The 25,462-nt window shown below is 62.3% G+C and carries 19 protein-coding genes and 1 tRNA gene; 16 read left to right on the top strand and 4 right to left on the bottom strand.

The genetic code is table 11. The features are described 5' to 3' along the window. The first annotated feature begins 95 nt into the window (after positions 1 to 95). Positions 96 to 1,526, top strand: a complete 1,431-nt coding sequence (locus AC1RCO_RS09245) for a DegQ family serine endoprotease (protein ID WP_011059790.1) — start codon at positions 96 to 98, stop codon at positions 1,524 to 1,526. 75 nt (positions 1,527 to 1,601) lie between these two features. On the opposite strand, the gene AC1RCO_RS09240 is transcribed toward AC1RCO_RS09245, so the two are convergent. Further along, entirely contained in the window at positions 1,602 to 3,035 is a 1,434-nt protein-coding gene (locus AC1RCO_RS09240) for a M48 family metalloprotease (RefSeq protein WP_011059791.1), read from the bottom strand. Positions 3,036 to 3,267: 232 nt separating this feature from the next. On the opposite strand from AC1RCO_RS09240, the gene AC1RCO_RS09235 reads away from it, so the two are divergent. Next, positions 3,268 to 3,507: a sulfurtransferase TusA family protein gene (locus tag AC1RCO_RS09235; protein ID WP_011059792.1), complete on the top strand. Its 240-nt coding sequence runs from the start codon at positions 3,268 to 3,270 to the stop codon at positions 3,505 to 3,507. Between the two features lie 40 nt (positions 3,508 to 3,547). After that, positions 3,548 to 4,618, top strand: a complete 1,071-nt coding sequence (locus tag AC1RCO_RS09230; RefSeq protein ID WP_011059793.1) for an AI-2E family transporter — start codon at positions 3,548 to 3,550, stop codon at positions 4,616 to 4,618. A 36-nt stretch (positions 4,619 to 4,654) separates the two neighbouring features. Here the strand turns inward: AC1RCO_RS09230 and AC1RCO_RS09225 are convergent, their stop codons facing one another. Together AC1RCO_RS09225 and AC1RCO_RS09220 are read right to left on the bottom strand one after the other, a co-directional pair. Further along, positions 4,655 to 5,128 carry a peroxiredoxin gene (locus tag AC1RCO_RS09225; RefSeq protein ID WP_011059794.1) on the bottom strand — a complete coding sequence of 158 codons (474 nt, stop codon included), beginning with the start codon at positions 5,126 to 5,128 and terminating at the stop codon, positions 4,655 to 4,657. A gap of 9 nt (positions 5,129 to 5,137) precedes the next feature. Continuing rightward, positions 5,138 to 5,698 (bottom strand): glycine cleavage system transcriptional repressor, encoded by a 561-nt coding sequence (locus AC1RCO_RS09220; RefSeq protein ID WP_011059795.1) that lies wholly within the window; start codon positions 5,696 to 5,698, stop codon positions 5,138 to 5,140. 326 nt (positions 5,699 to 6,024) lie between these two features. On the opposite strand from AC1RCO_RS09220, the gene dapA reads away from it, so the two are divergent. From dapA to AC1RCO_RS09155, 13 genes are all read left to right on the top strand, one after another. Then, entirely contained in the window at positions 6,025 to 6,903 is an 879-nt protein-coding gene (dapA, locus tag AC1RCO_RS09215) for a 4-hydroxy-tetrahydrodipicolinate synthase (RefSeq protein WP_011059796.1), read from the top strand. A gap of 17 nt (positions 6,904 to 6,920) precedes the next feature. Continuing rightward, entirely contained in the window at positions 6,921 to 8,036 is a 1,116-nt protein-coding gene (bamC, locus tag AC1RCO_RS09210; protein WP_011059797.1) for an NlpB/DapX family lipoprotein, read from the top strand. A gap of 4 nt (positions 8,037 to 8,040) precedes the next feature. Beyond that, on the top strand, positions 8,041 to 8,799 hold the full coding sequence (locus AC1RCO_RS09205; RefSeq protein ID WP_011059798.1) for an MBL fold metallo-hydrolase: 759 nt from the start codon (positions 8,041 to 8,043) through the stop codon (positions 8,797 to 8,799). Between the two features lie 28 nt (positions 8,800 to 8,827). Beyond that, complete coding sequence (gene purC / locus AC1RCO_RS09200; protein WP_011059799.1) at positions 8,828 to 9,541, top strand: phosphoribosylaminoimidazolesuccinocarboxamide synthase; 714 nt, start codon at positions 8,828 to 8,830, stop codon at positions 9,539 to 9,541. An 84-nt stretch (positions 9,542 to 9,625) separates the two neighbouring features. After that, positions 9,626 to 9,715: transfer RNA gene (locus AC1RCO_RS09195), tRNA-Ser, on the top strand. A 567-nt stretch (positions 9,716 to 10,282) separates the two neighbouring features. Further along, on the top strand, positions 10,283 to 10,849 hold the full coding sequence (locus tag AC1RCO_RS09190; RefSeq protein ID WP_011059800.1) for a fimbrial protein: 567 nt from the start codon (positions 10,283 to 10,285) through the stop codon (positions 10,847 to 10,849). A gap of 27 nt (positions 10,850 to 10,876) precedes the next feature. Then, positions 10,877 to 11,620 carry a fimbrial biogenesis chaperone gene (locus AC1RCO_RS09185; RefSeq protein ID WP_492617649.1) on the top strand — a complete coding sequence of 248 codons (744 nt, stop codon included), beginning with the start codon at positions 10,877 to 10,879 and terminating at the stop codon, positions 11,618 to 11,620. Between the two features lie 175 nt (positions 11,621 to 11,795). Continuing rightward, entirely contained in the window at positions 11,796 to 14,378 is a 2,583-nt protein-coding gene (locus AC1RCO_RS09180) for a fimbria/pilus outer membrane usher protein (RefSeq protein ID WP_492617648.1), read from the top strand. Continuing rightward, positions 14,378 to 15,136 (top strand): fimbria/pilus periplasmic chaperone, encoded by a 759-nt coding sequence (locus tag AC1RCO_RS09175; RefSeq protein WP_492617647.1) that lies wholly within the window; start codon positions 14,378 to 14,380, stop codon positions 15,134 to 15,136. Before AC1RCO_RS09180 ends, AC1RCO_RS09175 begins: the two co-directional genes overlap by 1 nt. After that, complete coding sequence (locus tag AC1RCO_RS09170) at positions 15,111 to 16,862, top strand: ShlB/FhaC/HecB family hemolysin secretion/activation protein (RefSeq protein ID WP_220223848.1); 1,752 nt, start codon at positions 15,111 to 15,113, stop codon at positions 16,860 to 16,862. The genes AC1RCO_RS09175 and AC1RCO_RS09170 overlap by 26 nt, the downstream gene beginning before the upstream one ends. A 75-nt stretch (positions 16,863 to 16,937) precedes the next feature. After that, positions 16,938 to 19,973 (top strand): two-partner secretion domain-containing protein, encoded by a 3,036-nt coding sequence (locus tag AC1RCO_RS09165; protein WP_342402856.1) that lies wholly within the window; start codon positions 16,938 to 16,940, stop codon positions 19,971 to 19,973. Between the two features lie 286 nt (positions 19,974 to 20,259). Continuing rightward, a complete protein-coding gene (locus AC1RCO_RS09160) occupies positions 20,260 to 21,336 on the top strand; it encodes a fimbrial protein (RefSeq protein WP_410040440.1) in 1,077 nt (358 codons plus the stop codon). 143 nt (positions 21,337 to 21,479) lie between these two features. Then, a complete protein-coding gene (locus tag AC1RCO_RS09155) occupies positions 21,480 to 24,467 on the top strand; it encodes a two-partner secretion domain-containing protein (RefSeq protein ID WP_492617646.1) in 2,988 nt (995 codons plus the stop codon). Between the two features lie 197 nt (positions 24,468 to 24,664). Here AC1RCO_RS09155 and AC1RCO_RS09150 read toward each other — a convergent pair whose 3' ends face one another. Beyond that, positions 24,665 to 25,453 (bottom strand): IclR family transcriptional regulator, encoded by a 789-nt coding sequence (locus tag AC1RCO_RS09150; protein WP_015634531.1) that lies wholly within the window; start codon positions 25,451 to 25,453, stop codon positions 24,665 to 24,667. Between the last annotated feature and the right edge of the window lie 9 nt (positions 25,454 to 25,462).

Here is a 25,462-nt window from a genome sequence, read left to right as displayed (position 1 = left end):
CTTATTTGTCGTTCCTGGAACAAAGATGCCGCCCCTGCAGTTTCGGTATTTGCTGTTCCATATCGCTTAACCACGCTCGTCGTAACGGGAGCCGTATGTCGATACCACGCTTGAAGTCCTACTTCACCATTCTTGCCACCGTGCTGGTGCTTGGGCAGGCCGTTTCTGCCCAGGCGGCCGAGCTGCCTGATTTCACCCAACTGGTCGAGCAGGCCTCGCCTGCGGTGGTGAACATCAGTACCACGCAGAAACTGCCGGACCGCCGGGTTTCCAATTCGGCGCAGATGCCCGACCTCGAAGGCCTGCCGCCAATGCTGCGCGAGTTCTTCGAACGGGGCATGCCCCAGCCACGCTCTCCGCGCGGGGATCGTCAGCGCGAAGCGCAGTCGCTGGGTTCCGGGTTCATCATCTCCGCGGACGGTTACATCCTCACCAACAACCACGTGATCGCCGATGCGGACGAAATTCTTGTGCGTCTGGCCGATCGCAGTGAGCTGAAAGCCAAGCTGATCGGTACCGACCCACGCTCCGACGTAGCACTGCTGAAAATCGATGGCAAAGACCTGCCGGTGCTGAAACTGGGTAAATCCCAGGACCTCAAGGCCGGCCAGTGGGTGGTGGCCATCGGCTCGCCGTTCGGCTTCGACCATACCGTGACCCAGGGTATCGTCAGTGCCATCGGTCGCAGCCTGCCGAACGAAAACTACGTGCCGTTCATCCAGACCGACGTGCCTATCAACCCGGGCAACTCCGGTGGCCCGCTGTTCAACCTGGCCGGTGAAGTGGTGGGGATCAACTCGCAGATCTACACCCGCTCCGGTGGTTTCATGGGCGTGTCTTTCGCCATCCCGATCGATGTGGCGATGGACGTTTCCAACCAGCTGAAAACCGGTGGCAAAGTCAGCCGTGGCTGGCTTGGCGTGGTAATCCAGGAGGTCAACAAGGACCTGGCTGAATCCTTCGGCCTGGAGAAACCGGCCGGCGCGCTGGTGGCACAGATCCAGGATGATGGCCCGGCGGCCAAGGGCGGCCTGCAAGTGGGTGACGTGATCCTCAGCCTCAATGGCCAGCCCATCGTCATGTCGGCCGACCTGCCGCACCTGGTAGGCGCGCTGAAGGCCGGGGCCAAGGCCAACCTGGAAGTGATCCGCGACGGCAAGCGCAAGAATGTCGAGCTGACCGTCGGCGCTATTCCTGAAGAAGACAAAGACCTGAGCATGCTGCCCAAGTCGGGTGTCGAGCGCAGCAGCAACCGTCTGGGTGTAGCGGTGGTCGAGCTCAACGATGAGCAGAAGAAAGCCTTCGACCTCAAGGGCGGGGTAGTCATCAAGGAAGTCCAGGACGGTCCTGCGGCGCTGATCGGCTTGCAGCCGGGCGACGTGATCACTCACCTGAACAATCAGGCGATCACTTCGGCGAAGGAGTTCACTGAAATCGCCAAGGCATTGCCGAAGAACCGCTCGGTGTCCATGCGGGTACTGCGTCAGGGGCGAGCCAGCTTCATCACCTTCAAGCTGGCCGAGTAATTCGCCAGCCTCTGAGGTTGCCCAATAAAAAGCCCGCCTCGTAAGAGGCGGGCTTTTTTGTGGCTTGCGTCAATGTCAGCGCATCATGTCCTTGACCATCTGTTCCTGGTCCATCATCTCGCGCTGGCGAGCGTCGATCCTCGACGACAGGGGGAAGTTGCTGCCGGCCCGGCGCTTGGCGAAGTCCAGCTGCTGGATGGCCTGGCGATAGTCGCCCACCAGGGCGAAGTACTCGGCTCGGGCCTGGTGCAGGCCGATGATATTGCCCGACAGGCCGCGGGTTTCCGCCACCAGGTACCAGACATCCGGGTCGTCCGGGCGGCTTTTCAGCAGGCCTTCCAGGGCCTTTTCGGCATCGGCCGGGCGGTTCTGCTTGAGCAGCAGGTCCACGCGGATCTGGTTCAAGGGGTAATTGCCCGGGTACAGGTTGAGCATCCTTTCGACCCGAGTCTGCGCGTCCGGCAGGCGGCTGTTGGCCATGTCCAGTTCGATCTGAGCCAGGTTGTAGGTCACGTCGTTGGGCGACTTGGCCAGCAGCGGCTTGAGGTTTTCCCGTGCTTCGTTCCACTGGCTGCCCTTGATCTGGGCGATGGCCAGGCCGTAGCGAGCGATGTCGTTCTTCGGGTTCTCATCGAGCTGCGCGCGAAAGCGCTTGGCGGCCAGCCCTGGCGATTCCTCATAGGTCAGTTGCACCCGGGCGCGGATCAACTGGTAGCGAAGGCTGTCTTCGGTGCCGCCTTGCCGGGCCTGTTCCGCACGGTTGCGGGTGTCGGCGATCCGCGATTCGGTCACCGGGTGAGTCAGGAGAAATTCCGGCGGCTTGGCATCGAAGCGGTACTGGCGCATCAGGCGTTCGAACATGGTGGGCATCGAGCGCGGGTCGTAGCCGGCCTTTTCCAGGTTGAGGATGCCGATGCGGTCGGCTTCCTGCTCGTTCTGCCGGGAGAAGCGCCGCTGTTCCTGGATGGCTGCGGCCTGGGTGCCGGCGATGGTGGCGATCCCCGCGTCCCCGGCGCCAGCGGCGGCAATCACGATCCCGGCCAGCAGGGCGGCCATCATCGGCACCTGCATGCGCTGCTGGGCTTCGACCCCACGGGCGAAGTGGCGCTGGGAAAGGTGCGCCAGTTCGTGTGCCAGCACCGAGGCGTACTCGCCTTCGGTCTGGGCATTGAGGAACAGCCCGCCATTGACCCCGATGATTCCCCCGGGAGCGGCGAAGGCGTTGAGCTGCGGGCTGTTGATCAGGATGAACTCCAGGCGCCGGTCGTTGACCTGGCTGGTTTCCACCAGTTTGTAGACGCTGGTTTCGACATAGTCCTTGAGTTGCGGGTCGTTGAGCTGCGAAACCTGGCTGCGCAGCAACGCCAGCCAGGCACGGCCCAGTTGGTATTCCTGTTGCGGAGAGACAATGGCTGAACTGGCATCACCAAGTGACGGCAGGTCGTCGGCGAAGCCCGGTGAGGCGAGCAGGCAAGCGAGCGTCAGCAGGGTAGGGCGCAATACATTCATGCACAAAGCCTTAATCGACAAAGGCTCTACTGTAGCTGGACACCTGGCCGGGGACCAGACAAAGCCAGTGAAAACTCTGAGGATAAAAAGTGCTTTTGGGTAAATTCCGGCGTCTACCTGATCGTGGCTTCGGCAGCGCGCGGCAGTGCTCTGGTGTCGGCCTTCTTTATTGCCGGCGGGCCTGGCTTGCAGGGTATTCTAGACGCCTTGAATTGATGATCGGAGTAACCCAATGACCGATGTTGTCGCCCATGATGCCGAGCTGGACGCCAGCGGCCTGAACTGCCCGCTGCCGCTGCTCAAGGCCAAGATGGAACTCAATCGCCTGGCCAGTGGCGCGGTACTCAAGGTCATTGCCACCGATGCCGGCTCCCAGCGTGACTTCCGCACTTTCGCCCGCCTGGCCGGTCATACCCTGCTGCGTGAAGAGGATGAGGCCGGGGTGTATCGCTACTGGTTGAAAAAGGCCTGAGCGCAGTCTGCCCTTGAGGGCCTTCATCTAAGGAACATCGATGTTCAAAGTGCTACGTGACTGGATTCAGCGCTACTTCTCGGATGAAGAGGCGGTGGTGCTGGCCGTTCTGCTGTTTCTGGCCTTCACTGCCGTCCTGACCCTGGGCGGCATGCTCGCGCCGGTGCTGGCGGGGATGGTCCTGGCCTACCTGATGCAGGGGCTGGTGGTGAGCCTGGAGCGGCTGCGCCTGCCTGGCGGGGCGGCCGTGGGGCTGGTGTTCGCGCTGTTCATGGGGCTGCTGCTGGTGTTCATCCTGGTGGTGGTGCCGTTGCTCTGGCATCAGTTGATCACCCTGTTCAACGAGCTGCCGGGCATGCTCGCCAAGTGGCAGTCGCTGTTGCTGCTGTTGCCCGAGCGCTACCCGCATCTTGTGTCCGACGAGCAGGTGCTGCAGGCCATCGAAGTGGCCAGGGGCGAGATCGGCAAGTTCGGCCAGTGGGCGCTGACCTTCTCCCTGTCCAGCCTGCCCTTGCTGGTGAACATCATGATCTACCTGGTACTGGTGCCGATCCTGGTGTTCTTCTTCCTCAAGGATCGGGCGATGATCAGCCGCTGGGTGATCAGCTATCTGCCCCGCGAACGTACGCTGATTACTCGCGTGGCCCATGAAATGAACCGGCAGATCGCCAACTACATTCGCGGCAAGGTCATCGAGATCGTCATCTGTGGCGGGGTGACCTACATCGCCTTCGTCGCCCTGGGCCTGAACTATGCGGCCCTGTTGGCTCTGCTGGTGGGGGTCTCGGTGGTGGTGCCCTATGTCGGCGCCGTGGTGGTAACGGTACCGGTGGCGCTGATTGCGCTGTTCCAGTGGGGCTGGAGCGATCAGTTCATCTACCTGATGGCGGTCTACGGGATCATCCAGACCCTGGATGGCAACGTGCTGGTGCCACTGCTGTTCTCCGGCGCGGTGAACCTGCACCCGGTGGCGATCATCTGTGCGGTGCTGCTGTTTGGCGGGCTGTGGGGGTTCTGGGGGATATTCTTTGCGATTCCCCTGGCGACCCTGTTCAAGGCAGTGCTGGATGCCTGGCCCAGGAAGGACCCGGTGGTGGCACCTCTACTCTAGATAAACGGGGCGGCTGATACAGCCGCCCCGGTCATTTCAGGCCTTGTTCAGGGCCTGGGCCGCGGCCAGTACGGCGTCGACGTGCCCGGGTACCTTCACCCCGCGCCATTCCTGGCGCAACACACCGTCCTTGTCGATCAGGAAGGTGCTGCGGTCCACGCCCAGGTATTCCTTGCCGTAGAGCTTCTTCAGCTTGATCACGTCAAACAGCTGGCAGACGGCTTCGTCCTTGTCGCTGATCAGCTCGAAGGGGAATTCCTGCTTGCACTTGAAGTTCTCGTGGGACTTCAGGCTGTCGCGGGAAACGCCGAAGACTTCGGTGTTGGCAGCCTGGAAGGCGGCGTATTGATCGCGAAAGCCCTGGCCTTCGGTGGTGCAGCCCGGGGTGCTGTCCTTGGGATAGAAGTAGATCACCACTTGCTTGCCCTTGAGGTCGGACAGGCTGACGGTCTGCCCGCTGGTGGCGGGGGCCTGGAAATCGGCAATAGGTTGATCGATAGCAACGGCCATGGGGCTTCCTTACATAGGGTTCTGTGGGCGCCAGGGTTCGATCAGCGCGTCGAGGTTCATGGCATCGGCAAAGTCCAGGAACTGGTCGCGCAGCCAACTGATCTGAGTGCCGGCGGGCAGGGTCACGGTAAAGGTGGCATTGAGCATGGTGCCGCCGGTCTGTGGAGCCTGGTAGGTATCGCAGGTGAGGTTTTCCAGCTCGACCTGATGGTCGATGAAGAACTGGCACAGCTCATTGACGATGTCCGAGCGGTACGCGGCGCTGACGTAGGCCACGTAAGGCAGGGCCTGGGGGCGGCTTTCCAGGGCGGCGCTGCGCACCACGTTGACCGTGAAGGCATGCTTCTTGGCCAGGAACGGCAGGCTGCTTTCCAGGCGCGCCAGGGCGTCCCAGCTGCCGGAAATCTCCAGAACCAGCGCGCTGCACTCGCCATGCCGGGTCAGGCGCGACGTCACCACGGCGCAGCGGTTTTCATGGCTGGCGCGGCACAGGACGTTGGTCAGCTCCATGGGGTTGGCGCCGAGGGCACTGATGACAAGGAATTGTTCGCGAACTGTGGGGGTGGACATGCAGCATTCCTAAAGCGATGAGCGGTCGGTACTTTTTGACAAGCCAGTACCGGGCAAGCGTCGCCGGCGGAACTTCAAGGCCTCGGACCACAAGCCGGCGACTGGCCCCGAAACGCTCGGAACACAGGCTGGCAACGCGGGAATGGGGCTTTGCAGATCCAACAGGCAGGCGATAACCCGGTCTACACGCTTATCAGTAGCGATCAAAGCCTGAAGGGTAGCGAAAACCATCGCTCAGGGGAATGCTCATGGCGCGGGACTTCGCTTGTGCAAGGAACTTGGCGCCAGTACCATTACCGCTCTCTTTTTCCGGCAGGAGCGGTTGCATGATTGCGGGCAGTATGGTGGCACTGGTCACACCCATGGATGCACAGGGAAATCTCGACTGGGACAGCCTGAGCAAACTGGTGGACTTCCACCTGCAAGAGGGCACCAACGCCATCGTGGCGGTCGGCACCACAGGTGAGTCGGCCACCCTGGATGTGAACGAGCACATCGAAGTGATTCGTCGGGTGGTCACCCAGGTTGCAGGGCGCATTCCGGTGATCGCCGGTACCGGCGCCAACTCGACGCGCGAAGCGATCGAGCTGACCACCAATGCGAAGATCGCCGGCGCCGATGCGTGCCTGCTGGTGACCCCGTACTACAACAAGCCGACCCAGGAAGGCCTGTACCAGCATTTCCGCGCCATTGCCGAGGCCGTGGACATCCCGCAGATCCTCTACAACGTTCCGGGCCGCACCGCATGCGACATGCAGGCCGAGACCGTGATCCGCCTGTCCTCCGTGAAGAACATCATCGGCATCAAGGAAGCCACCGGCGACCTGCAGCGCGCCAAGGCCATCCTGGCCGGCGTGCCCGGCGATTTCCTGGTGTACTCCGGCGATGACGCCACCGCAGTCGAGCTGATCCTGCTGGGCGGCAAGGGCAATATCTCGGTGACCGCCAACGTCGCGCCACGGGCCATGAGCCAGATGTGCGCCGCGGCCATGGCCGGCGATGCTGCCAAGGCCCGGGAGATCCACGAGACCCTGATGCCGCTGAACAAGACTCTGTTCATCGAATCCAACCCTATTCCCGTGAAATGGGCCCTGCACGAAATGGGCTTGATGCCGGACGGTATCCGTCTGCCGCTCACCTGGCTCAGTGCCGCCTGTCACGAACCGCTGCGGCAGGCCATGCGCCAGTCCGGCGTCTTGGTTTAATTGAGGAAGTACAACGCATGAAGCGAATGGCCGGACTTTCCGCACTTGCCTTGATTATCTCCAGCACCAGTGGCTGCGGTTGGATCTGGGGCCCGGAAGGCTACTTCCGTGACCGGGGTAGCGATTACCTGCAAGCGCAACAAACAGCACCGATGCAATTGCCGCCGGATGTACAGACCGCCAAGCGTCTGGACCCTCTGCTGCCGATTCCGCGCAACGTGGCCGACGACAACGTCAAGGGCGAGTACGAAGTGCCTCGTCCACAGCCGCTGTCGGCCATTGCCGATGCCAGCGACTACACCCTGCAAAAGAGCGGTGATTCGCGTTGGGTCATGGCCCAGCATCCACCGGCCGAAGTCTGGCCAGTGGCGGTGCAGTTCTTCCAGGACAACGGTTTCCGCCTGGATCAGCAGCGCCCGCAAACCGGTGAGTTCACCACCGGCTGGCAGCGTTCCGACGAGCTTTCCGCTGCCGTGGCCAAGCGCCTGAGCAGTGCCGGCGTCGCCGCCGACAGCGAAACCCGTGTGCGGGTACGCATCGAGCCAGGCGTGCAGCGCAACACCAGTGAAGTCTACGTGGTCAGTGCCGAGCGTCCCGCCGGCAGCACTGCCGACGTGGAGTTCACCAACCGTTCGGTCAACACCGGCCTGGACGCAGCGCTGGTGGACGACATGCTGGCAAGCATGAGCCGCACCTCCGAGAAGGGCGGTTCGGTGTCTCTGCTGGCGGCCCGCGATTTCGATACCCCGAGCCGAGTCAGCCTCAGCGAGGATGGCAGCGGCAACCCGGTGCTGAACCTGGGCGCCGACCTCGATCGCGCCTGGTCCAGCGTTGGCCGTGCCCTGGAACAGGGCGAATGGCGGGTTGAGGACATCAACCGCAGCCTGGGCCTGTACTACATCAACCTGGCGGAAAAAGCCGAGAAGAAAGACGACGAGCCGGGCTTCTTCGGCAAGTTGTTCGGCAGCAAGCCGGCCAAGGAAGAGATCGAAGCCCGTGCCGAGCGCTATCAGGTTCGCCTGAGCAAGGTAGGCGAGAACGTCCAGGTCACCGTCGAGAAGAACATCAACACCGTGGCGCCGGCCGATGTGGCACGCAAAGTGTTGGGCGTGATTCAGGACAACCTGGGCTGATCCGATGCGTTTTGCCGTTCTCGGCAGTGGTAGCCAAGGGAATGGCACGCTGATCGTCAGTGCCGACACCTGCGTTCTGGTGGATTGTGGTTTCTCCCTGCGGGAAACCGAGCGGCGCCTGCTGCGTCTGGGAGTCGATCCCGCGCAGTTGAGCGCCATCCTGGTAACCCACGAACATGCCGACCACGTGCATGGCGTGGGTTTGCTGTCTCGGCGCTACAATCTACCGGTCTACCTCAGCCAGGGCACCTTGCGCGGGATGCGCAAACCGGTGGAGGTCGCGGGTTTTGTCCGCGGTGGCGAGTCGCTGCAGATCGGCGCCTTGCGCATCGACGTGATTGCCGTGGCCCACGACGCCCAGGAACCTACGCAATTTGTCTTCAGTGATGGCCAGCGGCGCTTCGGCCTGCTGACCGATCTCGGCTCCTACTGCGCCGGGGTGCTGGACGGCTACCGTGGCCTGGATGCCTTGATGATCGAGGCCAACCATTGCCGGGATCGGCTGGCACGGGGTTATTACCCGTACTTTCTCAAGCAGCGGGTTGGCGGCGACCTGGGACATTTGAACAACCATCAGGCCGCAAGCCTGGTGGCCGAATTGGGATGGCAGGACCTGCAGCACCTGGTCCTGGCTCATCTGAGCAGCAAGAACAACCTGCCGCAGCTGGCCCGGCAATGTTTTGTCGACACCCTCGGGTGCGACCCGGACTGGCTGCAACTGGCCGATCAAGATTCAGGGCTCGACTGGCGCCACATCGCCTAGCCCACCTACTTAGCAAGCGGAGCCCATCATGGAAAAACGTGAAGAACTCTACCGCGGCAAAGCCAAATCGGTTTACAAGACCGACGACGCCGACCGCTTGATCCTGCTGTTTCGCAACGACACCTCGGCGTTCGACGGCAAGCGCATCGAGCAGCTGGACCGCAAGGGGATGGTGAACAACAAGTTCAACGCCTTCATCATGCAGAAACTCGAAGCCGCCGGCGTGCCGACCCAGTTCGACAAGCTGCTGGGCGACAACGAATGCCTGGTGAAGAAGCTCGACATGATTCCGGTGGAGTGCGTGGTGCGCAACTACGCCGCCGGCAGCCTGGTCAAGCGCCTGGGCGTGGAAGAGGGCATGAAGCTCAACCCCTACACCTTCGAGCTGTTCCTGAAGGACGACGCCAAGGGCGACCCGTTCATCAACGAATCCCACGTGGTGGCATTCGGCTGGGGTACTGCCGAGCAACTGGCGCGCATGAAAGAGCTGTCGCTCAAGGTCAACGAAGTGCTGAGCAAGCTGTTCGATGACGCCGGCCTGCTGCTGGTGGACTTCAAGCTGGAGTTCGGCGTGTTCAGCGACGGCTCCATCGTCCTGGGCGACGAGTTCAGCCCGGACGGTTGCCGTCTGTGGGACAAGGACACCAAGAAGAAGATGGACAAGGACCGCTTCCGCCAGGGCCTGGGCGATGTGATCGAAGCCTACGAAGAAGTGGCCCAGCGCCTCGGCGTACCGCTGTAATCGACGCAAGCATCTGATAGCACGGAAAAAATTTGCTCGGGGGGCTTCGCTTCGAGCAAAGGTGCTGTTATGATGCGCGCCGTTGGAGAGATGCCAGAGTGGCCGAATGGGACGGATTCGAAATCCGTTGTACCTTCACCGGTACCTAGGGTTCGAATCCCTATCTCTCCGCCATACAAATGAAAGCCCCGGAAATCATCGATTTCCGGGGCTTTTTTGTTGCTCGCAATCGGCCGCCCCGGGCCGTGCGCCCCCTCGTTTTCCAGCAACGCCTTCTGCCGAACTGTTAGCGCCGGCGGAATCAGTGCGTCCTGCGCCCGGTCGATTCGGCGGTGCTTGGCCAAATATCAATAGTCCACAATACTTGATGCTGTTATCGGCTATTGGATTGATATTCCAGGAAGTTGTTATTAGCGAATAACTTTAGTTTGTCTGTTGTTTAAGTTGGTTTCCCATTCCGAGAAATTTCCTGTTTCTCTGCGGGAGCATTCCCGGAAATCATGCTGTAGTGATCTTGATCCAAATAAATCGACTCTTCTATATGCTTGGTCGCTGCTGGCAGACCCGATCCGAACTTGTAGTTCAAGCCGGCCGGGATGCCGGGAACAAGCAGCATTAATTAACTTTTATAAGGTCAGGCAAATCCGTTCTTCCAAGCTGGCGGCAGTATTATTGTCGGTTGCTTTCGGAGAGAAGTGTTTTGTTGTTGCTTCCTTATAATCATTTGGAAAAGGAAATCAGATGAAACGCAAGACTCTCTTGTCCATGGCAACTTCCGGGTTGATGCTGGCAGCATTGATTCCATCCTTTGCCCAGGCTACCGATGGCGTGGTGAAGTTCAGTGGCAGCATCTCTGACACCACCTGCGATATCAACGGCAAGGCCCCGGGCGAAGGTAACGAGACTAACGTTGAACTCGGTACTATCAACCCGTCTGTATTTAGCGAGATCGGCAAGACCTCTACGCTGAAACCGTTCGTACTACAGCTTTCGGGTGCCAGCTGTACTGCTGGTAAGAGCGTTTCCATCGAGTTCGATCAACTCGGCAACGTCGACCCTGCCTCCGGCAACCTCAAGCTGATCGGTAGCAAGCCTGCAAGGGGCGTGCAGATCCAGATCTACAACGACCACGGCAGTACTCCGGCGAAGATCGTCCTGGGTCAGGCGGAAGCCGCACCCCAGGTCGCTACGATCTCCACTGAAAAGACTGCAACCCTGAAGTACCAGGCCGCTTACGTATCTACTGAAGCCTCCGTCGGTGCAGGTTCGGGCGTGTCCTACATCCGCTACACCCTTGCGTACCAATAACAGCAGTTAGTTATTAAGGGGCAGGTCATGACGCCGACTGCGCGTTTTGTTCATTCTCTCGTTATCGGTGTCATGTTCCTGGGGATACTGTCGGGGGTCGCGCATGCCGGGATAGTACTGGAAGGTACGCGCCTGGTTTATCCAGCAGAGGCTCGTGAAGTTACATTGAAGTTGAGTAACACCGGCTCTGTGGCCTTATTGGCGCAAAGTTGGATCGACGAAGGCGATGCCAACAAGTCTCCTGAGGAAATCAAGGTTCCCTTTCTTCTGGCCCCAGCAGTCAGTCGGGTGGAAGCGGGAGGCTCGGCAATATTGCGTGTGTCTTATTCAAAAGAACCCTTGGCAAAAGATCGCGAATCGTTGTTCTGGCTGAATGTACTGGAAACGCCACCACGGCGAAAACAGGACGAGAACGTGTTGCAGTTTGCATTCAGGACTCGGATCAAGATTTTCTTCCGTCCTGACAACTTGATTGGCAATGCGGGCATGGCTGGCGAAAAGCTCAAGTGGGAATTAAGTCGAGCAAGCGCTTCGCAAGTTCCGGTTATAAAAGTGTTCAACCCAACACCTTATTACGTGTCCTTCGGACGCATGGAAGTTGCTGTGTCAGGCCGTCGAATCGATTTGAAGCCAGGCATGGTCGCACCCTTCGGATATGAGTCTTTCCCCTGGCCAGCGAGCGCTCCGTCACAGCCGACCAAGGCATCAATCGAATATGAGGTGATCGATGATTTCGGCGGCCGAGGCCTGCTGAAAAAGTCGCTTCTTTGACGGGGTTCCTCATCACTTCTGCGGACTTTTCAGTGGCTTGGTTTTCTTGAGGGGCAGGGATCTCGTTATGTCGCGTATTCCGTGCCATCGGCATTTGCGTGCGAGCTGTTCTGGGCCTTCATCCGGCCGCAGACGGGTTCCGGCGACGCAGTCACTGTGTCTGGCGGCGGTGCTGATGAGCAATTCCATGGTGCTGGTGGCCGACCAGGACGGCATCGCGCCGGCGACGGCAGAGGCTGCGGATACGGGCTCCAGCCAGGATGTGTTGTTCGACAGCCAGATGCTATTTCAAGGTAAGGGCACTCCCATCGATACCTCGCGCTTTCAACAATTGGGCTATGTCGCGCCCGGCACATACTTGCTTGATGTGCTGGTGAGCAGTCAGTGGCGGGCGTTGCAGGAAATCCAGTTCCGCGCCAGCGATGACCCCCAGGGCAGCCAGCCGTGCTACGACCGTTCGTTGTTGCAGCAGTTGGGAATCGACTTGAAAAAGACCGATGCGAGCCTGGGCACCCATTCCTCTCACCCTCTCATGGGCGATGGGCTGTTTTGCGGCGACCTGGGCAGCTACATCCCTGGCGCGACCACCCGCGTCAAAATTGCGGAACAGAAGATCGAGTTGTCGGTGCCGCAGCTTTTCCTGCAGCAGAACCTGTCGAAAACCTATGTCGATCCGGCGAGCTGGGATTACGGGGTGTCCGCGGCCACGCTCAACTACAACACCAGCCTGTTCAGTTCCCAGAGCAATGGGCGAAGCCAGACCGATGGCTATGCCGGGCTCAACCTGGGGCTCAACCTGGGTGACTGGCGTCTGCGTCACAGCGGCACCGCCACCTGGTCGCCGGAGGTGGGCGGCCATTATCAGCGCGGTTACATCTATGCCCAGACCGACCTGCCGGCCTGGCACTCGCAGTTGCTGGTGGGAGAGAGCGTGACCGAAGCCGATCTGTTCGACTCGGTATCGTTTCGCGGTGTCCGGCTGGCCAGCGATCCGCGCATGCTGCCCGAGAGCCAGCGCTACTACGCACCGCAGATCCGCGGCACGGCCAGCACCAATGCCAAGGTCTCGGTCTATCAGCGCGGCTACATGATCTATGAAACCTCCGTTGCACCGGGGCCGTTCGAGATTTCCGATCTGCAAGCGGCAAGCTTTGGTGGGGATCTGGACGTGACGGTCACCGAGGCCAACGGCCAGACCAGCCGCTTTACCGTACCTTTTGCCACCACCGTGCAAACCCTGCGCCCCGGCACCTCACGCTACAGCCTGACGGCGGGCAAGGTGGCGAACCCCGGGCTCGGTGGCAGCGAGCAATATGTGGCCCAGGGCACCCTGCACTACGGCCTGGATAACCAATTGACCGGCTATGCCGGCACGGCACTCACCGGCAGCTACATGTCGGCGCTGATCGGCAGCGCACTGAATACTTCCCTCGGGGCTTTTGGCCTGGACCTGACCCAGGCCCGAACCGAGCTGCCCCGGGGCGGCAGCATGCAGGGCCAAAGCGTGCGCCTGTCCTACAGCAAGAACCTGCCCAACAGCGGGACCAACTTCTCATTGCTGGCCTACCGCTATTCCACCAGCGGTTACCTGGGCCTGCATGACGCCATCAGCCTGCAGGACCACGTCAACCAGGGCGAGAGCGTCGACTCGTTCGCCCGGGTCCGTGACCGCCTGGATATCAACATCAACCAGCAACTGGGCGACGGCGCAGGGCAGCTCTATGCCACGGGCTCCAGCCTCCAGTACTGGAATCGCCAGGGCCAGACCCTGAACTTCGCCATGGGCTACAGCAACCAGTGGCGCGGTAACAGCTACTCCTTCATGGCTCAGCGCATGCGTGCTTCCAGCAGTGGTTCGCGGGCAGGCGCGGGGGCGGACAACACGTTTTTCAGCTTCAGCCTGTCGATTCCCCTGGGGCGGGAAGGGCGCCGGGGTACCACGATCAACAGCTACGCCAGCCACGACAAGCGTTCTGGCGCGCACTACACCAGCGGCATTTCCGGCGTACTGGACAAGGATGGCGACGCCACCTATGCGTTGTCCGCCGCCCATGACCAGCGCCAGGGCGAAACCTCGACCAACGCCAGCCTCAACTATTTCCTGCCCGAGGTTTCCCTGAGTTCGAGCTTTTCCCAGGGCCGCGACTATCGCCAGCAGTCTCTGGGGGCTTCCGGGGGCATGGTGCTGCATTCGGGTGGCTTGACCTTCGCCCAGACCCTGAGTGAAACCACGGGCCTGGTGCATGCTCCCGATGCCAAGGGCGCCCGGGTCGGCTATGCCGATACGCGGGTGGATGGAAGCGGCTATGCCGTGGTCTCCAGCCTGAGCCCCTATCAATTGAACACCGTGGACATCGACCCCACTGGCGTTGCCGACGACGTCGAGCTGCTGCTCAGCTCGCGCCATGTGGCGCCGGTGGCGGGGGCGGTGGTGATGCTTTCGTACCCGACCCGCAGGGCGCGTGCGGTGCTGATCGACAGCCAGCAGCCCGATGGCCGGCAGTTGCCGTTTGCTGCCGTGGCCGTCGATGCCCAGGACGGTGCCGAGCTGGGGGCGGTGGGCCAGGGCAGCCGCCTGGTGCTGCGTACCGAGCAGGACCAGGGCACGATTCGCGTGGAATGGGGCCAGGAGCCGGATCAGCAGTGCCTGATCGACTACCAGTTGCCGCCCCGCGATACGGCCTCCGCCACGGGCTATGTGGTGCTTCAGCGCCCCTGCCGGGCGATGCCGGCAGGTTCCGTAGAGGAGCGGCCTTGATGGGCCATCAAGGCGGATATCGCCGTCTTTGCTCCCTGCGTGGTTGCCGGTGGCTGCTGGGGCTGCTGGCCTTGTCCAGCGGCTGGGCCCAGGCCGACCTGTCGATTGTCGGCACACGGTTCATCTATTCCGCCGACAAGCCGGCCATCAGCATCCGGGTCGGCAATAGCGGCCGTGCGCCGATCCTGTTGCAGGCCTGGCTGGACAAGGGCGACGCCGAGGTCGACCCCAGCGCCCTGGTGGTGCCGTTCGTGCTGTCGCCACCCATCTCCCGGCTTGAGCCAAGGCAGAACGCAGCCCTGGTTCTGCGCTACAGCGGCGAGCCATTGCCCGGCGATCGGGAGTCGGTGTTCTGGATCAACTTTCTCGAAGTACCGCCCCTGGCGGCCGCGAAGGACGACTTGCTGCGGCTGGCATCGCGCATGCGCATGAAGCTGCTGTACCGCCCCCAGGGCTTGTCCGGCAAGGCTGACGAAGCGGTCCGCCAGTTGCGCTGGAGCCTTGTGGCGCCGGGGCAGGCTGGCGCTGCGCTGCTGGCCGGCAACCCGACCCCGTACTACGTGTCCTTCGCTGAGGTGGCGCTGGGCAGCGGCAATCGATCAATCACATTGCAGGGGATCACCGTGGAGCCCTTCGGCTCGGCGCGGATCGCCCTGCCCGATATGCAGGGAATTACCCCGGATCAGGCGGTGGTTCATTACCAAGTGGCAACTGACAGCGGGGAGACGCTGAGTGGAAGTGCGCGGATACAAGACTGAAGTTGCCTTGGGCAAGTCGTCGAACAGCCTGCTTGCGGGGGGCCTTGAACGGCGCTGGCAGCGATTGTCCGGGGGTTGCCTGGGCTTGCTGCTGATGTTGCCCGCAGTGGCGGCTGCCGCGGTGTATGTGCCCAACGCCGGGCAGGCGATGCGCGACATCCAGGCCACGCAACCGGCCTTGCCGGAGCAGCCGGCACCGGAGCTGGACCTGCCGGCGAAGCCGCCGAGCGCCCCTGCCCAGGCTCCGGACACCTCCGGCATCCGCTTGCAGGTCAACGACTTCGTGATCGTCGGCAACCAGGTGTTCAGCAACGAGACGCTGCAAGCCCTGCTGGCGGACCTCAAGGGCCAGGAGCTGGACCTGAACCAGCTGCGCGCGGCCGCCGAGCGCCTGACGACCTATTACCAGGACCAGGGCTACATGCTGGCCCGGGCCTTCCTGCCGGCCCAGGACATCGAGGACGGCGTGGTGCGTATCGAGGTCATGGAAGGTCGCTACGGTCGTATTCAAGTGAACAACCAGTCCCGGGCCCTGAATTCGGTGATCACAGGCCCGCTGTCGTCACTGCACAGCGATACCGCGGTCCGCAGTGAAGATCTTGAACGCAGCCTGCTGCTGTTGAGCGACCTTCCCGGGGTCCGGGTCAAGGGCACTCTCAGTGCCGGCGAGCAGCGCGGCACCACCGACCTGCTGGTCAATGCGCAGCCCGGGCCTTGGGCCAGCGGCACCCTGGAGGCCGACAACTTCGGCGGCTACTACACCGGCGAATACCGCCTCGGGGGCAGCCTCAACCTCAACAACCCCTTGCGCCTGGGCGATCAGTTCAACCTGCGCCTGCTCGGCAGCGACGAGGACCAGCGTTACTACCGCGCCGCCTACAAGCTTCCCCTGGGCCCCTGGTCCACCAGTGTGGGCGTGGCCTATTCGCGGATGAACTACGAGTTGAGCCGGGACTTCGAGGTGCTGGAGGCCCACGGCCAGGCGAGCATCGGCAGTGTCTTCATCACTCAGCCGCTGATCCGCAGCCGCACCTTCGATCTCAGCGCCCAGTTGCAGTACGAGGACAAGCGCCTGCGCGACGACATCGACCTGTTCGAAGTCAGCAGCCAGAAGCATGTGGAACTGTGGAGCCTGAGCCTCAACGGCAACTCCCAGGACAGCCTGCTCGGCGGCGGGCAGAACTTCTTCTACCTCACCTACGGCAGTGGCCGGTTGAGCATCGACGACCCGATGGACCAGTGGCGCGACCATTTCACGGCCGGCACCAACGGTGGCTTTCAGAAGCTCAACCTCAATGCCGCGCGCCTGCAGTACCTGAGCCCGCGCTTTCAGCTCTATGGCCAGTTCAACGGCCAATGGTCCTCGACCAACCTGGACAGCTCGGAAAAATTCGGCATCGGCGGCCCCTTCGATGTGCGCGCCTATCCCCAGGGGACCAGCAGTGGCGACCAGGGCTGGCAGGCCAGCCTGGAACTGCGCTTTCTCCTGGCCCCGCGCTGGCAGCTCAAGGCGTTTGTCGATCACGGCGCGGTGCAGGTCAACAAGAGCCCCTGGATCCACGACGAGAACCGCCGCCAGTTGTCGGGCGCCGGTGTGGGGGCCAGTTGGAGCGGTCCTTCGCAACAGATCAGCGTGACCAGTGCCTGGGCCCTGGACAACAACCAGGAAGGCAGCGGGCCCGAGCGCACGCCGCGGATCTGGGCCAGCGCGACACAGTATTTCTGAAGGCCGGCGTGTGCTTCGGAGGTGGTGCCGTCCTGCATAGGTTGCAGGGCGTTAATAAGTAGATAAGGAGTCAACGTGAATAAGGTTTATGCATTGGTGTGGAATCAGGCCCAGGGCTGCTGGAGTGTGACCGACGAGGGCGCACGCCGTCGTCGCCGCTCCGGAACACGCAAGGGCCTGGTGGTGATGGTGGCCGGGCTGCTGGGCATTGGTGTTCTGCCTGTGGCCTTCGCGTTGCCGACGGGAGGCACGGTGGTCTCCGGCACGGCGGACATCCTGACGTTCGACAATGGCAAGCAGATGTCGATCAACCAGCACACTGACAAGCTGATCACCAACTGGAACGACTTCAGCGTGAACCGTGGCCAGACGGTGACCTTCAGCCAGCCGACCAAGACCTCGGTGGCCCTGAACCGGGTGATTGGCGTCAATGGCAGTAACATCCAGGGGCAGATCAATGCCAACGGCCAGGTGTTCCTGATCAACCCCAACGGGGTGGTATTCGGCAACAACGCCCAGGTCAACGTCGGTGGCCTGGTGGCCTCGACCCAGAACATCACCGATGCCAACTTCACCGCCGGCAACTACAAGTTCGCCGGGACCTCGCAGGCTGAAGTCGTCAACAACGGCATGATTACCGCCACCGATGGCGGCAGCGTGGCGCTGATCGGCAAGACCGTGCGCAACGAAGGTGACATCAAGGCGCAGAAGGGCAGCGTAGCCCTGGGTGGCGGCAACGAGTTCACCGTCAGCTTCGACAGCAACAACCTGCTGGACCTGAAAGTCGATGCCGCGGCGATCGATGCGCTGGTCAGCAACGGCGGGCTGCTCAAGGCCGACGGCGGGCAGGTATTGATGACCGCCAAGAGCGCAGGCTCGATGCTGCAGACCGTGGTCAACAACCAGGGCGCCATCGAAGCCAACACCCTGTCGCGCAAGGCCGGCAAGATCACCCTGGACGGCGGTGACGTCGGCGTGGTCAACGTCGGCGGCTCGCTGAGCGCCAACGCACTGACTGCCATCGGCGATGGCGGCGTGGTGGAAACCAAGGGCGCCACCACCAAGGTGCAACTGGCCGCCCGGGTCAACACCCTGGCCAACAATGGCCGGGCCGGGACCTGGAAGATCAGCTCTTCGGACGTCACGGTCAATCCGACCTCCACGCCCGGTGAAACCACGGTGTATGCCGATACCCTGTCGCACAACCTGGCTACCACCAACATCGAGTTGAACAGCAAGGCCGGCAACGTGTCGATCGATGGTGATATCGCCTGGGCCAGCGGCAATCAATTGAGCGTGGCCTCGGCCCAGGACATCAGCCTCAACAAGAACCTCAAGAGCAGCGGTGCGGGCGCCCGTATCGAACTCAATGCCAATCGGGACATCAAGATCAATGGTGCAGTAGCGCTGACCGGGGTCAACAGCAGCCTGGGCCTGGACTACGGCAACAGCTACGCCCTGGGGCCGAAGGGCCAGGTCACCCTGTCCGGCAGTGGCGCCTGGTTCGACGCCAATGGCGACCTGTACAAGGTGATCCAGAACGCCGCGCAATTGCAGGCGATCGGTACCAGCCTCGACGGCCTGTATGTGCTGGGCAACGACATCAAGGGTACCGGCAGCATCAAGTCCATTGGTGGCAGTCGAGAGTTCAACGGGGTCTTCGACGGCCTGGGCAATACCATCAGTGGTTTCACGGTCAATACCGACGGCCCTTACGGCGGTCTGTTCGGTCGCTCGTCCGGCACCATCAGCAACCTCAAGCTGGCGTCGATGAACATCTACGGCGCCACCTCCAACGCAGGCTTCGGCAAAATCGGTGGTCTGGTCGGCGTAAACACCGGCCGCATCGAAAACGTCAGTGGCACCAACCTCAACGTCTTCGCCAACAGCAACCAGAACAACATTGTCGGCGGCCTGGTCGGTGTCAACGCCGGCGGCACCATCGATCGTGGCTCGATGGCCGGTACAGTGACCGGTAATGCCAACACCTCCGCCGTCGGTGGGCTGGCGGGGGAAAACAACGTCGCTTCGACTGGCCTCGGCACCATTACCAACAGCACCACCGACGTGCGGGTGCTGGGCACCATGCAGGTCACCACCAATGGCGGCATGGGCGGCCTGGTAGGCGTCAACAAGGGCGGCCTGATTAGCGACTCTTCGAGTGCTGGCACCGTCGGTACCGGGTTCAACCGTTACGTCCAGGACCCGAACCTGGGTGGCCTGGTGGGTTACAACCAGGGTGGCAGGATCGAACGCGCCAGCTCCTCGGTCGGCGTCTGGGGGTACACCGCCAGCCGTATCGGCGGCCTGGTGGGCTTCAACAACAACGGCGCTATCGTCGACTCCAGCGCCAGTGGCGCGGTGGTCGGTGCGGGCTCCGTGGCTGCCGGTGGCCTGGTGGGCTGGAACCAGAACAGCGAGCTCAATAACGTCAAGGCCACAGGCAAGGTCAGCGATTCGACCGGTGCCAACGTCGGCGGGCTGGTGGGCAAGAACGACAACAGTCGGATCCACACGGCTGAAGTGACAGGTGATGTGGTCGGCGGAGCCAGCGGCAACATCGGTGGCCTGATCGGGCACAACTTTGGTGGCAACACCGAATATGTCGTGGCCCGTGGCAAGGTCAGCGGCGGCAACCTCAGCTACGTCGGCGGCCTGGTGGGCTACAACGACGGTGACCTGAGTTCGGCCGAGGCCAGCGGTGACGTCAGCGGCGGCGCCAACAGCTTTGTCGGCGGGCTGGTGGGGACCAACGGCGACTTTGTCGATCACCGGATCAACAGTGCCTCGGCCAAAGGCAATGTGGTGGGCGGTAGCCAGAGTTCGGTGGGTGGCCTGGTCGGCCAGAACAATTCGTTCATCACCAACTCCCTGGCCAATGGTCAGGTGAGCGGCGGCACCTATGCCCGCCTGGGTGGCCTGGTCGGCTTGAACATGGGCGATCTGCGCAACTCCGTGGCCTACGGCAACGTCAAGTTCGTGTCGAACTACGCCCAGACCTACGGCGGCCTGGTCGGGGTCAACTACGGCGACATGCGCTACAACACGGCGCTGGGCCTGGCGACTCAGGTACCCGCGGTCGGCCTGAACCAGGGCGACATTCGCAACTGATGATCCACAACCACTGATCCGAGGAATGGCAGTTGCCCCCGGTGCGCCTGGCGCACCGGGTTCCGGCTGCTGGCGGGTACCTGCTTGTCTCGTTCCTTGATGATCTTTTTTAAGGGTGGCCGCAAGCAGCCGGCCACTGTTGGGCAATCCATCTCGTTTGTGCAGAACGCTGCCCTTGTCAGGGGCGGTATCACCAAGGCGCAGACAGGGAGAAAGACAGATGATTCGCCAATGGCTGAGGCTTGTAGCCGATTGCAGACCGCTGCCCCTGTGGGTTCATAGCGTCATGCTCGCAGGGGTGTTTTGCGGCTGGGGCGGCGCAGAGGCGCAAGCGGCCTCGTTGAACGGTTATGCCAGGGACTGCAACCTCAGCAGCAAGGCCGGTTCTCCCTGGAGGCTGGTCAACCCGTTGAACACCAATACCCCGGTGGGAACCGTGTTGTGGGAGCGTACGGTGACCTTGCATACCAGTTTCAACCTGGCGATCTCCGGGAAACCGCGGGAGCTGGTGACCGCCGGACATTGGAGCCCCGGTACGCCGCAGACCGATGACGCCGCGCCTACCGATGTCGCCGGCATTGGCCTGCGACTGGACGTAGCTCCGCAAGGGCGGGAGAGAATACGAGTGACCCAGGTCACTTCTCCCATTGTCCTGGAAAAAAATGATGACCTGATCTACGAGAGCGGTTTACCCGCTCAGACCATGGTCACCCAGATTATTCAATCGCTGATCCTGACCGTACCGCCGGATCAGTTGCCCGCGGGCACTCTCAAAGTGACCCAGGTAACAGGCTCGTCCTACCTGCAGTTGTATGCGTACGACCTGGAAAAAAACGAATCAACCCTGGGATCCCAATTGGGCAAGCTCAGCCCGCCGCTGACCTACAGCTGCCGCAAGAGCCTGGTCATGGGCGGCCTGGACTTCAACATGGACATCGAGCTGCCCAAGACCTGTGTGGTGGAAGCCTACAAGGAGATCGGCGTGCGCCTGGGGCGCTTCTCCCTGGCGGACTTTCCCCAGGTCAATGCCACCTCGCCCGAGGTTCCCTTCAGCATCGGGTTGAGCCGCTGTTCGATGCAGGCCCGGCCTCGCATCAGCTTTATCGACAAGTCAGGGGGCTCTGCGGTCAAGGGCGTGCTGGGCCTGATCGATTCCACCACCCGCGGGTTCGGCATTGTCATGACCAATGGGCTGACCTCGGAGCGCATCGAGTACAGCGGCCAGAGCTACGAGATGCAGCGCATCGGCGATGGCGCAAGCATTCCCCTGCGAGCCAGCTACATCCGCATCGGCAATGACCAGGAGGTTCACGCCGGAGGGGCTGCCAACGGGGCTGCAGAGTTCACTTTTACCTTCCCATGATCGCGACCGCTCATTGAGCCGGGCCGTCCGTGGGCAAGTTCTACCCAACACCGTCGTCCAGTTTGAAGGCCTAGCGCGCACTTCAGCGGCAGTGCCGTGCTGCAAAGGTTTGCAGTACGTAGATAAATCGATATGGAGTTTTCATGAACAAGATCTATGCATTGGTATGGAACCAGGCCCAGGGCTGCTGGAACGTCACTCACGAAGGCGCCCGGCGTCGGCGTGCCGGCTCCGGCAAGGGCCTGGTGGTGGCAGTTGCCAGTCTGTTGGCATTGACCGGGTTGCCTTCGGCGTTTGCCTTGCCCACGGGAGGGGAGGTGGTGTCCGGCAGTGCCGATTTCCATACCCAGGGCCAGCACATGTCCATCAATCAGCAGACGGACAAGCTGGTCACTCAGTGGAAGGATTTCAACGTGCAGAACGGTCAGTCGGTGACCTTCAACCAGCCCACCAGCACTTCGATCGCCCTGAACCGGGTCGTGGGTGTCAATGGCAGCCAGATTCACGGGCAGATCAACGCCAATGGTCGGGTGTTCCTGATCAACCCCAACGGCGTGGTGTTCGGCCAGGGCGCTCAGGTGAATGTCGGTGGCCTGGTGGCTTCGACCCGGGATATCAGCGATGCCGATTTCAAGGCCGGCAACTACAAGTTCGCCGGCACCTCGGCAGCCGAGGTGGTCAACCAGGGCTCCATCACTGCCGCTGACGGCGGTGGCGTGGCGCTGCTCGGGGCCAGGGTGACCAACCAGGGCACCATCAAGGCGCAGAACGGCCGTGTGGCGTTGGCCGCAGGCGATGGCTTCACCGTCAGCTTCGATGACAACCAACTGCTGGACCTGCATGTCGACAGCGCAGCGCTCGACGCGCTGGTGCACAACACCGGCACCGGCCTGCTCAAGGCCGATGGCGGGCAGGTGCTGATGACCGCCAAGAGCGCGGGCTCCGTGCTGCAGACGGTGGTCAACAACCAGGGCACCGTCGAAGCCAATACCCTGTCGCAGAAGGCCGGGCGCATTACCCTGGATGGCGGCGACGTGGGCGTGGTCAGCGTCGATGGCTCGCTGCGCGCCAGTGCGCTGGACGGCAAGGGCGATGGCGGGGTGATCGAGACCCGGGGCGCCAACACTCGGGTGCAACTGACGACCAAGGTCGACACCCAGGCCAGGGATGGCCAGACGGGCACCTGGAAGATCGCCAGCAACGAAGTCAAGGTGGGCTCCTTCCTCACCGCCAAGAGCAACACCACCCATGCCGAAACTCTGTCGCGCAACCTGGCAACCACTCATATCGAACTGGCCAGTGGCAAGGGCGACGTGGCGGTGGAAAACGGGCTCTTCTGGTTCAGTGGCAACCAGTTGACCCTCTCTTCGGCCAAGGACATCCGCCTGGATGACAGCCTGTTTGCCGGTGGCGCCAATGCCCGGGTGGAACTCAACGCCCAGGGGGACATCAAGCTCAATCGTCAGCTGACGCTGAGCGGCAGCAACAGCAGCCTCGGGCTGAACCATGGCGGCAACTTTGCGCTGGGCCAGAATGGCGGCGTCACCCTGTCCGGCAACGGCGCCCGCTTCGATGCCAACGGCGAAGCCTACAGCGTCATTCAAAACGCCACGCAGTTGCAGGCGATCGACCAGGATCTGGCGGGCCGCTACGTGCTGGGCAACTCCATCGACAGCAGCGCCCGCCTGAACTCCATCGGTGGGCAGCAAACCTTCAGCGGCGTCTTCGAGGGCCTGGGCAACACCCTCAGCGGTTTGACGGTCAACAGCAACGGCACCGACGGCGGGCTGTTCGCCAGTTCGTCCGGCAGCATCGGCAACCTCAAGCTGGCCTCGATGACCATCAACGGCGCCACGTCCACCACCGGTAGCAGTGCCGTCGGTGGCCTGGTGGGGCGCAACAGGGGGAAAATCGCCAACGTCAGTGCCAGCAAACTGCGGGTGAATGCCAAGGGCCGGCAGGACAACCTGGTCGGCGGCCTGGTGGGCAGCAACGCCGGTGGCTCCATCGACGCGTCGTCGGTGGCCGGTGTGGTATTGGGCAATAGCTTTACCTCGGCGGCCGGTGGCCTGGTGGGCGAGAACCGTCAGGTGGCGGGCAGTGGCGGCACCGTGACCAACAGCAGCGCCGATGTCCGGCTCACCGCCAGCATCGCCAGCAACGCCGAGGGCGGTGTGGGCGGGTTGGTGGGCGTCAATCATCAAGGGCTGATTGCCGGTTCCTCCAGTTCTGGAACGGTTTCCAGTGGTGACAGCTACAGCTACAAGGGCACCAACCTGGGTGGCCTGGTGGGTTACAACCAGGGCGGCCGCATCGAGGGTTCCCAGTCTTCGACGGCGGTCTCGGGCAATGGCGCGAGCCATGTCGGCGGCCTGGTGGGGCGCAACGAGTCGGGCCGCATCAGTGACTCTGTCGCCAGCGGCGGGCTGCTGGGCAAGAACTTTGCCACGGCCGGTGGCCTGGTGGGCCTGAACCAGGACAGCACGTTGCACAACGTCACGGCCAGTGGTTCGGTCAATGGCGGCAGCAGCCTGCACATCGGTGGTCTGGTGGGGCAGAACATCGACGGCCACATCAGCCTTGCCGAGGCCTTCGGCCTGGTCCAGGGCGCGAGCAACAGCAACGTGGGCGGGCTGGTCGGCTACAACGTGGGCGGGCTGGTTGCCAACTCAACGGCCTGGGGCAACGTCGTGGGCAAGGACCAAAGCCATGTCGGCGGGCTCATCGGCTACAACGCCGGGGACCTGAAGTCGGTGGAAGCCCGTGGTGATGCCAGTGCTGGTGCCAAGAGCGCGGTGGGCGGCCTGGTGGGTACGCATGGCGTTCTCAAGGGTGACAGCCTTATCGACACCGCTTCGGCCAAGGGCAATGTCTCCGGGGGCAGTTACAGCGTGGTCGGTGGCCTGGTGGGGCAGAACAACGCGCGGATCGTCAACGCGCTTGCCAGCGGTACCGTCACCGGTAGCCGGGATGCTCAACTGGGCGGCTTGGCGGGAGTGGACCTGGGTGACATTCGCCAGTCCGCATCCTTCGGCAATATCCAGGTGATTGCGCCCAACTACGCAAGCCTGGGTTACGACCGCCCGTTCAGTCAGGCGGCCGACTTCAACCAGGGGGTGATGGGCAACTGAATCGCCCCCGGCCGTCGATAGAGGCGCTTGCCCACTTCGGATATGCCCTGGCAACCCAGGGCGTGTCCGGAATCGGCTGTCTGCTTCAGCATCGATGGAGTGTCCTGCCCTTGGGCACTTTCGATTGGCTGGCGTTTGGGCAACCTTGAAACCAACCCCTGCATCCATCGCGGATCAGGGGTTTTTTATGGCCTGCCTCAGACGCCCAGGCTTTCCAGGTCCCGTGCCAGCATCACCAGTTGGTGGGCCAGGGAGCTTTCGAGTTTTTCGCTGGACAGCTGGAAACTCGGGGCGCCGCAGGTCAGGGCCATGATGCTGCCGTCGGCCAGGCGCAGTGGCACGCCGGCACCGTTGACGTTGCGGTCCCACTCGCCCAGTGACAGGCAGAAGCCGAACTCTTCGTATTCACGGAAGGAGTCTTCCAGGGATTTTTCCAGGGCAGGCCATTCATCACCGAGCTTTTTCGCCACTTCCCCCAACAGATGGTCACGCTCGATTTTCGGCGTGGCGGCCAGGTAGGCGCGCCCGGCGGCGCTGGTGGCCAGGGGCAGGCGCAGCCCGGGCTCCATGCGCAGGCTGGCGACTTCCGGCGGGCGGCTGCTGTCGACGTGGATCATCGACAGGCGATCGCGGCAAGTCAGGCTGACGGTGGTGTTGGTGCGGCGCGAGAACTCGTCCATGAACGGCTTGCCCAGCTGGCGCACCCGCAGGCTGGCGGAGTAGGCGTAGCCCAGGGCCAGTACCGCTGAATCCAGCTGGTACTTCTCCAGGTCCTGGTTGTACTTGAGGTAGCCCAGCTGCGTTAGGGTGTAGGTCAGGCGCGACACCGTGGGCTTGGGCAGGCCGGTGATGCGCGCGATGTCCTGGTTGCCGCGTACCGCGTGACCGTGGGTAAAGGCCCGCAGGACTTCCAGGCCTCGGGCCAGGGCTTCGACGAACTTACGGTCTTTGGGCGCTTGTTCCGGGGAGTCGTTCGGGTCTTGCATGGGGTCTTC

The sequence above is a fragment of the Pseudomonas sp. GW823-FHT03E05 genome (assembly GCF_058796855.1).
Note: the sequence above shows the minus strand (reverse complement) of the source record. Positions and strands in the feature narration are given on the sequence as shown.

Bases quoted from the DNA above. Each gene is read 5' to 3' on its own strand.
- AC1RCO_RS09245 (WP_011059790.1), top strand. From the start codon at position 96: ATGTCGATACCACGCTTGAAGTCCTACTTCACCATTCTTGCCACCGTG.
- AC1RCO_RS09240 (WP_011059791.1), bottom strand. From the start codon at position 3,035: ATGAATGTATTGCGCCCTACCCTGCTGACGCTCGCTTGCCTGCTCGCC.
- AC1RCO_RS09235 (WP_011059792.1), top strand. From the start codon at position 3,268: ATGACCGATGTTGTCGCCCATGATGCCGAGCTGGACGCCAGCGGCCTG.
- AC1RCO_RS09230 (WP_011059793.1), top strand. From the start codon at position 3,548: ATGTTCAAAGTGCTACGTGACTGGATTCAGCGCTACTTCTCGGATGAA.
- AC1RCO_RS09225 (WP_011059794.1), bottom strand. From the start codon at position 5,128: ATGGCCGTTGCTATCGATCAACCTATTGCCGATTTCCAGGCCCCCGCC.
- AC1RCO_RS09220 (WP_011059795.1), bottom strand. From the start codon at position 5,698: ATGTCCACCCCCACAGTTCGCGAACAATTCCTTGTCATCAGTGCCCTC.
- dapA (WP_011059796.1), top strand. From the start codon at position 6,025: ATGATTGCGGGCAGTATGGTGGCACTGGTCACACCCATGGATGCACAG.
- bamC (WP_011059797.1), top strand. From the start codon at position 6,921: ATGAAGCGAATGGCCGGACTTTCCGCACTTGCCTTGATTATCTCCAGC.
- AC1RCO_RS09205 (WP_011059798.1), top strand. From the start codon at position 8,041: ATGCGTTTTGCCGTTCTCGGCAGTGGTAGCCAAGGGAATGGCACGCTG.
- purC (WP_011059799.1), top strand. From the start codon at position 8,828: ATGGAAAAACGTGAAGAACTCTACCGCGGCAAAGCCAAATCGGTTTAC.
- AC1RCO_RS09190 (WP_011059800.1), top strand. From the start codon at position 10,283: ATGAAACGCAAGACTCTCTTGTCCATGGCAACTTCCGGGTTGATGCTG.
- AC1RCO_RS09185 (WP_492617649.1), top strand. From the start codon at position 10,877: ATGACGCCGACTGCGCGTTTTGTTCATTCTCTCGTTATCGGTGTCATG.
- AC1RCO_RS09180 (WP_492617648.1), top strand. From the start codon at position 11,796: ATGAGCAATTCCATGGTGCTGGTGGCCGACCAGGACGGCATCGCGCCG.
- AC1RCO_RS09175 (WP_492617647.1), top strand. From the start codon at position 14,378: ATGGGCCATCAAGGCGGATATCGCCGTCTTTGCTCCCTGCGTGGTTGC.
- AC1RCO_RS09160 (WP_410040440.1), top strand. From the start codon at position 20,260: ATGCTCGCAGGGGTGTTTTGCGGCTGGGGCGGCGCAGAGGCGCAAGCG.
- AC1RCO_RS09155 (WP_492617646.1), top strand. From the start codon at position 21,480: ATGAACAAGATCTATGCATTGGTATGGAACCAGGCCCAGGGCTGCTGG.
- AC1RCO_RS09150 (WP_015634531.1), bottom strand. From the start codon at position 25,453: ATGCAAGACCCGAACGACTCCCCGGAACAAGCGCCCAAAGACCGTAAG.